This window comes from Vibrio sp. 779(2023) (assembly GCF_033344285.1).
GTDB classification, from domain to species: domain Bacteria; phylum Pseudomonadota; class Gammaproteobacteria; order Enterobacterales; family Vibrionaceae; genus Vibrio; species Vibrio alginolyticus.
In genome coordinates this window covers 95,046-109,144 of sequence record NZ_JAWPOM010000013.1, presented here as the reverse complement: position 1 = coordinate 109,144, position 14,099 = coordinate 95,046, and the positions used below count along the sequence as shown (strand labels likewise).

Genomic DNA, 14,099 nt, shown 5'->3' with positions numbered 1-14,099 from the left:
CAAGATATCCTTACCGAAATAAAATAACTTGAGTTTTGGCTTGTTCGAGATCCCACCCGTGACGCATTCCTTTTTATAAACGGTACATGGACTCTGACAGAAGCAAGCCTACTCATAGAATTGGCGGAAAGTGAATTCGAATGAAGTTTATCCACACCTCAGATTGGCATCTTGGTCGACAATTCCACAACGTATCACTACTCGAAGATCAACAAGCAGTACTCGAACAACTGATTAACTATATTGAACGCAACCCCGTCGATGCAGTTGTAGTGGCGGGAGATATCTATGACCGTTCGGTGCCACCAACGGTTGCAATAGAACTGTTAAATCGAGTCGTGAAACGCATTTGTACCGAGTTAGAAACACCAATGATATTGATATCTGGCAACCATGATGGTGCAGAAAGGTTAGGTTTCGGCTCAGAGCAAATGAAAAATGCAGGTCTCCATATTGTTAGCAACTTTGAAGAGATGCTCACTCCCATCATCATAAAAACGGACTCTGCGGACGAGGTCGCGTTTTATGGTATGCCTTATAACGACCCTGAACAGGTCAGGTTTGCCTACAAAGCCTCGGTATCCACTCATGATGAGGCTCATCAATTGCTTGTTGAGCAAATTAAAGAGCGCTTTATCTCTAAGCAAAAGCGCGTGCTCGTGAGTCACTGTTTTGTTGATGGGGCTATCGAGTCAGACTCTGAACGACCATTATCTATTGGTGGTTCTGATCGCGTGAGTCATGAACACTTCTTAGATTTTGACTACGTCGCACTTGGTCATTTGCATCAGCCTCAAAAGAAAGGCGCAGAGCATATCCGTTACTCTGGCTCTCTCATGAAGTATAGCTTTGGTGAACAGAACCAGAGAAAAGGTTTCACGTTAGTTGAACTGGACAAGAAAGGATTCGTTTCTGCAAAGCATATTGATCTTACGGCTCCTCATGAAATGCGTATTGTAGAGGGCGAGCTGGATAAAGTTATTGAGCAAGGGAAAACAGACCCCAAGAATGAAGATTATTTGTTAGTTCGTTTGATGGATAAACATGCGATTTTAAACCCAATGGAAAAACTTCGTTCAGTGTATCCAAACGTTTTACACCTTGAGAAACCTGGCATGTTAATTGGGGTAGAGCAGGAAATGGCGCAAACAAAGTTGGCGCGAAGCGAAATTGATATGTTCCGAGATTTTTTTATTGAGGCGCAAGATAGCCAGTTGTCTAAAGAGCAAGAGCAAGCTGTTACTGACATTATTAAGCAATTATCACAGCAATAGGGACCAAAGATGAAACCAATTAAACTAACCATGCAAGCCTTTGGTCCGTTTGCAAAAACTGAAATCATTCATTTTGAGAAGCTTGGCAGTAACCCTCTATTTTTGATTAATGGTCCTACAGGTTCCGGTAAAACGTCGATCTTAGATGCCATTTGCTTCGCCCTTTATGGTGAAACCACAGGTAATGAGCGACAAGGTATTCAGATGCGGTGTGACTTATCCGCGCAAGACTTACCAACCGAAGTAGTTCTCGAATTTTCGTTACACGGCAAACAATACCGAGTTGTTCGAGCCCCTGAGCAGGAAGCGCCCAAGGCCCGTGGCGAAGGGATGACGATTAAAAAGCACACTGCGGCTCTTTATGAACTCGGTGAGACTGAAACGCTTATCACCAGCAAGACGACTCAGGTTAAAACTGAAGTTAGCAATATTATTGGCTTGAATGAAACTCAATTTCGTCAAGTTATGGTGTTGCCTCAAGGAAAATTCCGAGAACTGTTGCTTGCTAGCTCTAAAGAGCGTGAAGAAATTTTTGGCCAGCTCTTTCAAACTGACATATATAAAAAAATTGAGTACGCGCTCAAAGATAAAGCGAGTGCAATTAGTAAAGCGAAAGGCGAATTTGATAATCAAATTCGAGGTGCTTTACAAGTTGCAGAAGCGAGTTCTGAACAAGAGCTATTACAACAACTGGAACAAGTAACTAAGCAATTAGAGTCTGATAAAAAGAATGAGCAAGCAGCGTTAGATAAGCTCAATACTGCTAAATCTGAATTGCAAAAAGCGGAAACCTTGAATGGAGAGTTTTCGAAACGAGAGCAAGCAGAAAGCGCACTCAAGCTGCATCTAGAACACTCAGATTCGATAAAAGCTTGTCAACAGCAATTAGAAAACGCTAAAAATGCCAATAAGATAGAGTTGCCCTACACCTCATTACAAAATGCAAAAGCTCAAACGCAAGAGCTTAGGCAAAAAATCGTAGCTTTGAAAGAGAGTCTCGAAAAAGCTCATGTCGTTGCGAGAGAACAAGAAAACTTGCAGCAAAGTGCAAAAGAGGCCGCGGCAAAGGTCCCGCAGTTAACGCAACTGCAGTATCAGCTTGAAAGTATGAAAAACAAGTTGGTCGAGAAAGACAATTTGGAAAGTAAAATAACGGCGGGTTATCAACAAAAACAACAATTTGAAGCAACGTTAAAACAGTACATAGAACTAAAAGATAAGTTAACGTTACAGGCCCAGCAGGGACAGAAGGAGCTAGAGAAAGCACGAGTTGATGTTGCGCTTATTGGCAGCATCGATGCGGAAATAAAACAAAAACAACGGCTGCTACAGGATCTACAAAAGCTGCATGATCTTACTTTAGAGCTCTCTAAACTCAATGCGCTAACTGTAGGTAAGCAGCAGTCACTAAACGAAGCCAGTCAGCGCTATATGCAGTGTCAACAAGACGCTGATACGATAGAGCTTAAGTGGCACAACGCTCAAGCAGCAGTATTAGCGCAGCGACTAAAAGCAGGTGAAGCATGCCCGGTGTGTGGTAGTGAAACGCATCCTAACCCCGCAACGTTTGTTGAAGAAGCCGTTACAAAAGAGCAAGTTCAGGCGGCTAGAGCGAAAGAGCGAGAAGCTCAAACCTTGTTGAACCAACTAAGCAATCAGCTAGAACAACATAACGTTGTCATTAGTCAGTATCAGAATCAGTATAACCAGTTGAAAGAGGAGTTGGGTGAGTATGCTACATCTGAGATCTCGACGGTTCAAAATGATTTGCAAGCGCTTAATGCTCAACTCCTACGTCTACAAGCTATTGATATTGAAAAGCTAGAAAGGAACGTTGAACAGCTTAATCAACGCTGCGTCGTGGGTGAAAATAAAATTCATGAGCTGCAGAATCAAATGGCGGCAAATGAATCAACCGTTAAAGCGAACCAAGAACAATTGGCTCAATTACAAGCTTTTATTGACCCAAAATACAGTTCCGCTGACTTGCTTGAACGTGAAATTTTGCTGACAAAAGAGCAAATTCTGAGTTTGAACACAGGCTTAGAAAAGGCGCAAAACGCTTTGCAGCAAGCGATATTGGAGAAATCAAATGCGGAAAGTCACTTAGCGACGAACAAGCAGTGGTTATCTGAGTCAGAGCAAAAACTTAGCCAAGCAGAATTAGCGTGGAATGAGGCACTACAGGCGAGTAAATTTGAAGATGAAAGCCATTATCTAAGTAGTCGAGTGGGAGATGATGAATTTCAAGCCTGGCAGCAAGAAATAGACAGCTTCAAACAGGCACAAACCAAGCTTGAGCAAACACTGCATGATTTAAATCATGCATTGAAAGATCTTGAAAGGCCTAATTTAGAGTCGTTTAACGACAGGTTAACCACTCTGCAGGCGCAATATATTGAAGTAAGGAATCAACTTGATACCACACGCTCAATATTTGAACGTCTTGAAAAGGTTCGTAAAGATATTACCGTGTTGCATGAGAAAAATAGTAAGTTAGAAGAAGAATACAAAGTCTTTGGTACGTTGTACGACGTTGCTAGTGGTAAAACAGGCAGCAGGGTTAGCCTACATCGCTTTGTTCTTGGTGTACTGTTGGATGATGTGCTGATTCAGGCCTCTCAACGCTTAAGCCTTATGAGTAAAGGGCGCTATATTCTTGCTCGAAAAACAGAGGGCTTCAAAGGCGCAGCGGGTCGCGGCTTAGATTTAATGGTTGAAGATGGCTACACAGGAAAAACGCGTGATGTTGCGACACTTTCCGGCGGTGAATCATTTATGGCAGCGCTTGCTCTGGCACTTGGTTTGTCGGATGTTGTGCAATCCTATAGTGGCGGTATCCGTTTAGACACTTTATTTATTGATGAGGGCTTCGGTAGTTTAGACCCAGAGTCTTTAGATCTTGCTATTCAAACGCTAGTGGACCTGCAACAGACTGGGCGCATGATCGGTGTTATTTCTCACGTTTCTGAGCTGAAAGAGCAAATGGCGCAGAGGATTGATGTTGAACCATCAAGACTTGGTTCAACGGTGTCGATTAAATCTCAATGTCGCTTCGCTGTCTAATTCAGTGACTATTGTTAGATCAAAAAGCCCCTAATGTTGGGGCTTTCTGACTAAGTCGCTACTGTTCGCAAAAGTGGCCTTCTTTTGGCGATTGGGTAATCGCATATTCGCCATCGAGGTTGCGATAAACAATCGTGTTCCAAACAGAGCCATCATCCGATTCAAACTCAATAGCATAGTTGACGCCGCTAACGATTTGCGCGTGAACATTCAGTATTTGTTTAAACGACGCTATTGTGTCCATTTTCTTTAAAACAAAGGCCATTGCCTTTTGTGCATCAGGGGTCGCGTTAAACTCATTCCACCCACCTGGCATGTTTCCTTGTGCATTACATACATCTGCCGAGGTCGTTAATTGTGTCGTTTCGCTCGGCTTTTCCTGCTGACAACCTGCAAGTAACACCAAAAGTGCACAAACTGACACTGTTTTTAATTTCATAACAATAACCTCTGTCTATAACGCAACGTATTATAGGAGGGTGATATGCCTACGAATGTCTATGTTGTGCAAAGTTTCTATATGCATAGGGTTAAATGCTGACAAAATGTACAAGCATGGTCAGCTTGTAAGTCAAAAATAGAGCAATCTTGTTATCGATTTGCTGAGATGACGAGGTTTCGGTGTTCAGCGCGCTATTGATGATGAAGAATTGTGATGTGTACCTATGAGGGCGATGGTGCAGCTTAGTGATCGATTTGTTATCTTCTAGAGTAAAATCAATCACTAATTAAAATTTAGGTGTTGTATGAAATCGATAAAAATATTTTTACTTTTGTCACTTGCAACTTTATTTGGTTGTACCTCGAAGCCGGATGGGGTGGAACCCGTCAATAATTTCGATTTAGAGCCATATCTAGGTAAGTGGTACGAAATTGCACGCCTAGACCATTCATTTGAGCGAGGCTTATCCAACGTTACCGCTGAGTATCAGGTTCGCGAGGGTGGTGGGGTTAAGGTGATAAACCGTGGATATTCCGAAGAAGAGCGACAGTGGTCAGAAGCTGAAGGTAAAGCTTATTTTGTTGAAGATGAAACGGTGGGACACTTAAAGGTTTCCTTTTTTGGGCCAATATACTCTTCTTACATTGTTTTTGAGCTAGGTGAAAACTATGACTATGCGTTTGTTTCCGGTTACAACCACGACTATTTGTGGCTATTGTCTAGAACGCCTAACGTTGATGAGAAAGTAGTGGAGCGCTTTAAGTACGTAGCTAAAGAGAAAGGTTTCGCTATCGACGAGCTCATTTTTGTTGAACAAGAGAAACAACGGCAGCTTTAAGTTCATCAGCGTGGCTGAAAAAGCGGACAGAGGGGAAGCTTCCTAATTAAGAGCTCAGTTTGTCATTTCGCTTAACAGTAATTTGTTACCGCGTAATTTAATGTGGTCAAAATGGATATAGCCCCATCATTTGTGATTACTCGTGATGGGGCTTATATAAATTTGAGTGAGCGTCGAAAGGTTGATCTATCAACAAACGGTTATGGTTTACTTAATCAAACGAACGATCAGGGAACCTGGTGCTCGAATAGATTCAACATTGTGGCTAAGTACTGTGCCGCTTGTTGGGGCGGTGTAGCGTTTAATCTCAGCGCCAAAGCTGTCGTATTGAATCGCAAGAAGTTGACCTTGCTCGACAAAATCCATCAAACTAACATGAGGCAGTACAAAGCCGCCGTGTGTCGCTTTCACACTGACGATTTCGTTTCCTTCCAAGCATGACCTAATAGGGCCCATATCACCTTCAACAATGTTATGCTTTTTCAGCACATTAAAAATGCCTGTTACAGTTCGACTGATGAGTTCTTGCTCGGTGTATCGCCCCATACCTACTTCAACAGTAATGCTTGGGACACCATGGTTATTCCAAACCGTTTCAAGGACGCCAGCATCTCCAGGATCATTTAAAATCGCATCAGGATTAATGAGGCGAGCCATTTCTAATGATTGCTCGATTCGGTAATCTGCAAACACGTAAAGTGGATAGGCCGCACCACTGGTTTGAGTGTGAAGGTCAATGGCTAAATCAGCATTTGGCTTGAGCAAATCATTCCACAATGCATATAAATAACGTTGGGCCTCATTGCCGTTTGGGTCACCAGGAAAAAAGCGGTTTAAGTTTGCAGGAGACGCATCAGGGTCTGCGGAATAGAAATCGCGGCTGTGGTTTAGCATACCTGGCATGTTAATGGTTGGAACAATAGTGACAGTACCAGCGACTTCAGTGCCGATGAGCTCTCGAGCAGTTTTCTGCGCTGCTAACACACCATTGTACTCATCACCATGAACCCCTGCGGTAATCATGATCTTCTTGCTAGGTTTTTCACCTTTGAACACTAGCACAGGTAGGTGTTGCCACTGAGAGAGAGCATTCGTTGCGATGCGAAACCAAAACTTATGCTCGCCCGAATTTAGGTCTGCTACATTGAGAGATTGAATCACTTGATGACCCTGAATCATGTCATCGAGAAATTGTGTTGCCATTAAAGTTACCACTCCAAAACCATAAGCTAATCTAAAACCTTAGCGTCGTCATACGATGAATATTAATAAGGCGAGAACATGTCTCGCCTTAATTACCAATTGGTTTCGTTTTACGCAAAACCCATAATATGAGCTGCGATAACGACGATACTTGATAGGGTAAAGAGTAATAGAATAAATCGCCAGCAGAATTTTGCCCAGTCACCCCAGTCGATACGGCAGACACCAAGCGTTGCCATGAGAGATGCCGAAGTAGGGACGATAACGTTAGTAAAGCCATCGCCTAGTTGGAATGACAAAACTGCCACTTGGCGCGTAACTCCTGCAATGTCTGCCAGAGGGGCCAGTAGAGGCATCGTTAGTGCCGCTTGTCCAGAGCCCGAAGTGACGAAGAAGTTGAAGATAGATTGGAATACATACATTAACCATGCCGCAGCCACGTCAGGAAGCCCACTGATCACGCCGCCAGCACTGTTTAGAATTGAATTCAGTACACTCGCTTCATCAGTTGTACCACCACCAAGGATCAACAATACACCTTTTGCACAACCCACTAATAGGGCAGGTGCAAGCATAATAGCTGCACCTTCTTTAAATGCATCAGCTGCGCAGTTTAGCGCCATACCGTTCAGGCGAAAAATCGTACCGATGATCGCGACAACAAAGCCCATAGTGAAAAATTGAGAAGCGATTTCTGGGATGTACCATGCGTTAGCGACTACGCCCCAAACGACCCACACCGTGGTCGCAATAACCGTAAGGATAACGAGTGTGTCACCTAGGTTCCAACGAGAATCTTGATTGCCAAGCTCTTGCTGACGGAAATACTGGTCTGTGCGATGGCTGTAAGAAAGTTTAGGATTTGACTTCACACGAGCGGCGTAGATCATTGTGAAAGCGATACCGATTAACGTAAAGCCAGCCCATAACCCCATGCGCACTGTCATGCCGGATAAAACAGGTACACCCGCAATGCCTTGCGCAATAGCGACGGAAAAAGGGTTCATCCAAGAAGTAGCGAAGCCAATTTGAGTCGCAACATAGGTAACCATCACCGTAGTGATACCATCATAACCAAGGCGAACCATAAGCGGCGCGATAATAATCGCAAATGCTACGGCTTCTTCACCCATACCAAATACCGCACCGCCTAGCGAAAACAGCAAAAATAGCACTGGAATGAATAGCGCTTCGTTACCTTTGGTCTTATCGATAAGGCGCAGGATACCGTTATCGATTGTGCCTGTGCGCATTACAACGCCGAAAGCACCGCCGATAACCAACATGAACATAATCACGCCGATCGCGCTGCCCCATTTAGAGCCAGAAACTAGCCCTTCGAAAGGGAAGTTCATCAAACCAATGCCACCACCAGAAGCAAACAGGCCAACCTTGTTGTAAACCAATTCACCGTTTTCGTCGGTTGCATAAGAGAAAGAAGAAGGATCGATAACTGTGCGAGTTTTTTCTGCACCGTCGACCATGTAGGTCACCTGTTGGCTATCAAAATGACCAGCAGGAATTAAGTAGGTAAGAATCGCAGCAAGAATACCAACAATGAAGATCAAAATGAGGGTATCTGGCATCTGCCACGACTTAGGGGTAGCAACCGAGTCTGCTGGTTGCGCATGTGTGTGAGACATAACTTACTTCACGTCAAATTCAATAAAGCATGAAATATCGATAAAATAGAATAAAAAGTCAATATTAATGCTTATGTTGAACTATAAATTCATCAAATATTTGAAGTGAAGTTAATTTGATTGTTTTGTGGTCAAATGTTGGGTTAATGTTTCAATATGTGTTGAGTTTGGATGATTCACGAGCTTTCATAGTACATCTACAGGTGATCTAATCACTTGATTTCTGTCTGTTCTGCATAAAAAGCAGCGACATCACGAAGGTCTTCATCATTTAACATTTTTAACTGTGCTGCCATCATTTCTGCAAGTGGCCCTTTACGCTCACCGGCTTGATAAGATTTCATTGCATTGTAAAGGTACTGAGAATTTTGACCAGCAAGGCTTGGATAGGTGTTGTTCGTTGCGATGCCTGTAACACCGTGACAATAGACACAGCTAGGTGATTTGATTTTACCTTTATCAGCATCACCAAACGGCTCGGCATGGATAGCGGAAGAGAAAATAAAAGAGATTAGAAGTACAAATCTGAGCATGGAGGTTATCTATTCGCTAAAATCATGCCGATACAATAAAGCTTCCCCTTAGGGGAAGCTCAATGATCAAAATCAAATTAAAGTAGAGATTTTATACTTGATAAGAAAGTGTCGATGTCTTTCGCTGAAATATCTTTATGAGTTACAAAACGAATTGGATTTCCAGGGGTTATCGTGATGTTTTGTTCCTTTAGTTTCGCAGCGATACTTACTATGTCCACTTGAGGATCAAGCTTCGCGAACACAATGTTCGTTTGAACAAATTCAGGGTTGACTGAAAAACCAGGCAGTTCTGCTAAACCTTCCGCTAAGGTTTTTGCGTTGATGTGATCTTGTTTTAGCTGTTCCACTTGTTCGGTAAGGGCAAGTTTGCCTGCTGCGGCAAGAATACCCGCTTGACGCATACCACCGCCGACCATCTTTCTTAAGCGACGTGCTTTTGCGATGTAGTCTTTGCTACCAAGCAGTAGCGAGCCAACAGGGGCAGCCAGACCTTTCGACAGACAGATCGTCATTGAATCAAAGTACTGACCGATCTCTTTTACCGGAACATCAAGTGCAACGGCTGCATTAAAAACGCGAGCGCCATCTAGATGCATCTGCAAGTTATGTTTATTCACGAAGTCACGTGCTTCTGCTAAGTAAGACAGAGGTAGTACTTTACCATTAATTGTGTTTTCTAAGCTGAGAAGCTTAGTGCGAGCAAAGTGACAATCATCTGGTTTAATCGCAGCAGCCAGTTTATCAAATGGTAGCGTGCCATCTGGGTTATTTTCGACTGGTTGAGGTTGAATTGATCCCAAAACCGCCGCGCCACCAGCTTCGTATTTGTAGTTATGTGCTTGTTGCCCACATAGATATTCATCTCCCCGCTCGCAATGCGCCATTAAACCGAGCAGATTGGCTTGAGTGCCTGAAGTGGTAAACAAAGCTGCTTCGAAACCAGCAAGCTGCGCAGCAAATTTTTCAAGCTCATTGACCGTAGGGTCATCACCATAAACATCATCCCCAACGGGGGCCTTAAACATGGCTTCTCGCATGGCTTGGGTGGGTTGTGTAACGGTATCTGATCGAAAATCCATGAATGTCTCCTTGGTCAAAGTCCTAAATATATCCGCAAAGGCGCGCTTTGCTTAAGCAAGCGATCGTTTTGGCATCGGTGATCGTGCCATCGACAATCTTTTCTTCGAGTTGCTTGATTGACAAGGTGACGACCTCAATCACTTCGTCTTCATCGCACTCGTAACGGTTTGTTTTGTTGAGCTTTTCGGCAACAAATAGATACTGTATCTCATCACAAAATCCGGCAAGAGGGGTGACTTGGCCGAGAGACGTGAATTTCTCTGCACTAAACCCAGTTTCTTCCTCTAACTCTCTTTTGGCGCAGCAGAGTGGCTCTTCGTTGCCTTCTCTGGTACCAGCAGGAAGTTCCAATAGCCATTTATTAAGTGAAGGCCGAAATTGGTGGACAAGGACAATGTGACCCTCCGCTGTAATAGGGAGAATCACCGCAGCACCCGGATGATGGATTGTGGTGTGCGTAATTGCCTGTCCTGTAGGAAGCACAACGTCTTCTTCAATCAGAGAAATTTGCTTCCATTTATGAATTATCTTGCTCATGCAGTTATAAACCCTAGCTGTTACCGCATTTTTGACGTTTTTCGACATTAACCACAAATGGTGGGAAACAAAAGCAAAAAATACTGCAACACGACGAAAGCGTTTGCACTTTAAGTGAGCAATGTCTCATAAATGGAAACTTTGATTGCTTCGTCAAGAAGGGGAAAAGCATCTGCTATAAGGGGAATTCGACAAAATACATTTGTAACAAAGTTATAACAAGTGTATAAAAATGTTAACGCAATACCACTTCAGCAGCCGGAGAACGTATGACACAAACCTTATTTACCTCAAATGCCGAAAAAGCGCTTCTCTCAGAACGCATCAATAAATTGGCGAAAGCGTTAACGGATGGCGTTTATGAGCGTGAACATACGATCAAGCTCTGCCTTCTTGCTGCACTTGCTGGTGAAAGTGTTTTTCTTTTAGGTCCCCCTGGTATTGCAAAAAGCTTAATTGCCAAACGACTCATCCAAGCGTTCGATAACAGCAGTTACTTCGAATACCTGATGACGCGCTTCTCAACCCCTGAAGAGGTGTTTGGGCCACTGAGTATCCAAGAGCTAAAAGACAACGGCCGTTATGTTCGCTTAACTAAAGGGTATTTGCCAACTGCACAAGTCGTATTTTTGGATGAAATCTGGAAGGCGGGCCCTGCAATTCTTAATACATTGCTGACAGTGGTTAATGAGAAAACATTCAAAAATGGCAGCGATATCGAGCGTGTGCCAATGCGCTTGTTGGTATCGGCTTCCAATGAATTACCCGATGAAGATAGTGGATTGGATGCGCTCTACGACCGCATGTTGGTGCGTGTGTTTGTGAATCGAATTCAGAATAAACAAAACTTTAAGTCGATGTTGACTGTGGGCACATCGCAAGAGGCACAAGTACCAGAAGGCCTAGCGATAACTGATGAAGAATATCATCAATGGCAACAACAGCTCGACAAATTGACGTTAACCGACAATGCATTCGAAAAGCTTTTCCAGCTTAAAACGATGTTAGAAAGCAAAGTTGAAGCTCAGTTTGGTGATGTGGCCAATACCGATATGTATGTCTCTGACCGCCGCTGGAAGAAAGCCGTGAAGTTGTTAAAAGCGAGCGCGTTTTTTAATGGTCGCGATGAAATAAATCCGCTTGACCTTTTACTGCTGCAAGATTGTTTATGGAACAGTCCTGAATCGCGAGATGTGGTACGTGAAGTGGTTCAAGAGTTCGCCTTAAAACATGCATTTGATCAACAAGACGCGGAGCAGGAAATCGAGTACTGCCGTGAGTCTTTGGTTGATGTCCAACATGAACTAGAAGATGCCTACCGCATGACGTTAACGTCTGAAGCGGCCACGGGTATTTTGCGTAAAGAAACCATGCGCTTTGATACCTCTAAAGCCAAGATGTACAAAGTTGGCGCAGCCGTTAACTTAGTTAAATTGGTTGTCTTGCAAAGCAACATGTCGGTTTCAGAATCAGAAAAAGGTGATAGCCGCTGGGTTTATGTACCCAAAGATGAGTTAGATCGAGTCATTAAAGAGGGAAGCGGTGATGTGTATGGTTACGTCAATCAAAACACCAACATGTGCCGTTTACGATTTGATGTTGACGCGGCGAATAACCTAGTTATCCGTGATATCGCGAACCGAGGCATTTTGGTTAGCCTAGTGACTCAAGAAGGCTTGGATGTAGAGCTTTACCAAAAGTGGTTAACGCAGAGCGAAAAAGCCGTAAATCAGCTTAGTGAGGCAGAACACCATATGCGCAAGGTGAAAGCGAACTTTCATGATGCGCTTCCGCATAGCTTTGTTGATCCTGAACTACCCCGCCTTATGGAGTCGAGTCTACAACAGGTCAGTCAGAGACTTGAATCAATCCAAGCAGAAAGTGAAAAAGTTATCCAACGCTTTAAAAACTTAAATCAGTTTTTCTCATAAGGAGACGACATGCTAGGTGCAGACGGACTTAACCTCGCGCTGATGGTGGCCGACTCCGGCATCATCGATAGCGCAGTTAATGATTTGATGGCTCGTTCACAAGTCATGATGATGGCAGAAAACCGAGGTGTTAAATCTTCGGTCAAAGGTCACTTGTTAAAGTGGCGAGGCAGCGTCAAAAAACGGATCACCAAGGTATGTGAGACAGAGCGTTTCCAACAAGAGCTGTCTTTATATCAAGAGGTTATTCATTGGGATGAAGAGGCGTTTTTTGAAAACATCGAAGATGTGATTAAAAAGCTGGAATGGCACTCTGCGTTTTACATGCAAGCTCGCCGAATGATGGAAAAGAACAAAGGGATGAATAACCCTATGTTCCCTCATTACTTTTGTGATCAATGGTACAAAAGCCTCACCGATGCTATAAAACAAGCGCAAGTAAGCGAGCTTGAAGCCAATAAAGAAAAGGTGCTGAATGACCTGTATCAACGTATGGAAACCATGCGTAATATGGATAAAGTCACGGAGTCGGGTGACGCTGAAAGTGTAGGGCGCCTGTGGGATATGGCATCTGCCAAGTTGAGTAAAACAGACTTAACGGTGATGAAACGCCATGCTGAGTTTCTGAAGAAGCACCAAGGCTTGCAAGAAATTGCGGAGCAACTCGGTCGTATGGCGGGGCAAGTAAATGATCCTGAACTAAATCGTGCGCCCACTGAAGAACTTCAATTGGTCGAAGAGAAAAGTGATGAGGCGACGGATGATATTGTCGGTATTCACGAAAGCGATGATCTAAATAAGCTACTTCCCAACGAAACGATGTTTTTGGCGTATCCTGAACTTGAAGTTGTGTTCTATAAACACTTAGTTGATAAACGGCTCATGAACTATCGTACACAAGGCAAATCGCGCACGTTACGTAAAGTTAAAGCTCACCGACCTGACCATAAAGCGGTAGATATCGAAAAAGGCCCCTTCATTGTTTGTGTGGACGCGTCCGGTTCCATGAGTGGCTTTCCTGAGCAATGCGCCAAAGCCATGGCTTATGCTCTGATGCAAATCGCACTAGCGGAGCAACGTGATTGCTATGTCATTATTTTTTCTACGGAACACATTACCTACGAACTAACCAAACAAGATGGTCTGCGCGAGGCGGCGGACTTTCTAACTTATAGCTTCCATGGTGGTACAGACTTAGAGCCAACTTTGATTAAATCTATCGACTTGATGAGCGGTGATAAATATAAAAACGCAGACATGGTAGTCATTTCCGACTTTATCGCGCCAAAACAACAAGACGAGTTACTGGCCAAAGTGGATGCGCTCAAAGCGAAGAAAAACCGTTTTCACGCGATTAGCTTATCGAAATACGGAAATCCTGCATTAATGTCGATGTTTGATCACACTTGGTCTTATCACCCTAATGTTGTGGGAAGATTGCTAAAAAGGGTCAGCAACTATTAAACGCCTTAATGTTTCATGGGACAAAACGAACTGAAAGCTAGATTTATATTGCTTCGTTTTAAGCCAATAAGATCGAACTTTGGTC

11 protein-coding genes are annotated in these 14,099 nt (G+C 43.5%); 5 read left to right on the top strand and 6 right to left on the bottom strand.

The genetic code is table 11. From position 1 onward, the window contains the following. The first annotated feature begins 140 nt into the window (after window positions 1-140). Complete coding sequence (locus R8O70_RS16690) at window positions 141-1,274, top strand: exonuclease SbcCD subunit D (protein ID WP_258623690.1); 1,134 nt, start codon at window positions 141-143, stop codon at window positions 1,272-1,274. A 9-nt stretch (window positions 1,275-1,283) separates the two neighbouring features. After that, window positions 1,284-4,340 carry an SbcC/MukB-like Walker B domain-containing protein gene (locus tag R8O70_RS16685; protein WP_258623688.1) on the top strand — a complete coding sequence of 1,019 codons (3,057 nt, stop codon included), beginning with the start codon at window positions 1,284-1,286 and terminating at the stop codon, window positions 4,338-4,340. Window positions 4,341-4,398: 58 nt separating this feature from the next. On the opposite strand, the gene R8O70_RS16680 is transcribed toward R8O70_RS16685, so the two are convergent. After that, window positions 4,399-4,779 (bottom strand): cystatin domain-containing protein, encoded by a 381-nt coding sequence (locus R8O70_RS16680; RefSeq protein ID WP_258623684.1) that lies wholly within the window; start codon window positions 4,777-4,779, stop codon window positions 4,399-4,401. A gap of 307 nt (window positions 4,780-5,086) precedes the next feature. Here R8O70_RS16680 and R8O70_RS16675 point away from each other — a divergent pair, with 307 nt between their 5' ends. Then, window positions 5,087-5,620, top strand: coding sequence for a lipocalin family protein (locus tag R8O70_RS16675; RefSeq protein ID WP_256913346.1), 534 nt, complete (start codon window positions 5,087-5,089; stop codon window positions 5,618-5,620). 207 nt (window positions 5,621-5,827) lie between these two features. On the opposite strand, the gene R8O70_RS16670 is transcribed toward R8O70_RS16675, so the two are convergent. From R8O70_RS16670 to R8O70_RS16650, 5 genes are all read right to left on the bottom strand, one after another. Next, window positions 5,828-6,823: a succinylglutamate desuccinylase/aspartoacylase family protein gene (locus R8O70_RS16670; protein ID WP_258623683.1), complete on the bottom strand. Its 996-nt coding sequence runs from the start codon at window positions 6,821-6,823 to the stop codon at window positions 5,828-5,830. A 110-nt stretch (window positions 6,824-6,933) separates the two neighbouring features. Continuing rightward, a complete protein-coding gene (yfcC, locus tag R8O70_RS16665; RefSeq protein ID WP_258489457.1) occupies window positions 6,934-8,466 on the bottom strand; it encodes a putative basic amino acid antiporter YfcC in 1,533 nt (510 codons plus the stop codon). Between the two features lie 212 nt (window positions 8,467-8,678). Then, the gene (locus R8O70_RS16660; protein WP_130545611.1) at window positions 8,679-8,999 is read right to left on the bottom strand and encodes a c-type cytochrome; all 321 of its coding nucleotides are present in this window, start codon (window positions 8,997-8,999) and stop codon (window positions 8,679-8,681) included. Window positions 9,000-9,076: 77 nt separating this feature from the next. Further along, window positions 9,077-10,081: a low-specificity L-threonine aldolase gene (gene ltaE, locus R8O70_RS16655; RefSeq protein WP_005375978.1), complete on the bottom strand. Its 1,005-nt coding sequence runs from the start codon at window positions 10,079-10,081 to the stop codon at window positions 9,077-9,079. 22 nt (window positions 10,082-10,103) lie between these two features. Further along, window positions 10,104-10,619, bottom strand: a complete 516-nt coding sequence (locus tag R8O70_RS16650; RefSeq protein ID WP_005375979.1) for an NUDIX hydrolase — start codon at window positions 10,617-10,619, stop codon at window positions 10,104-10,106. Window positions 10,620-10,888: 269 nt separating this feature from the next. Here R8O70_RS16650 and R8O70_RS16645 point away from each other — a divergent pair, with 269 nt between their 5' ends. Both R8O70_RS16645 and viaA read left to right on the top strand, forming a co-directional pair. Then, a complete protein-coding gene (locus R8O70_RS16645) occupies window positions 10,889-12,550 on the top strand; it encodes an ATPase RavA domain-containing protein (protein WP_005375980.1) in 1,662 nt (553 codons plus the stop codon). 9 nt (window positions 12,551-12,559) lie between these two features. Continuing rightward, entirely contained in the window at window positions 12,560-14,014 is a 1,455-nt protein-coding gene (viaA, locus tag R8O70_RS16640) for an ATPase RavA stimulator ViaA (RefSeq protein ID WP_005375981.1), read from the top strand. Window positions 14,015-14,099: the final 85 nt, after the last annotated feature.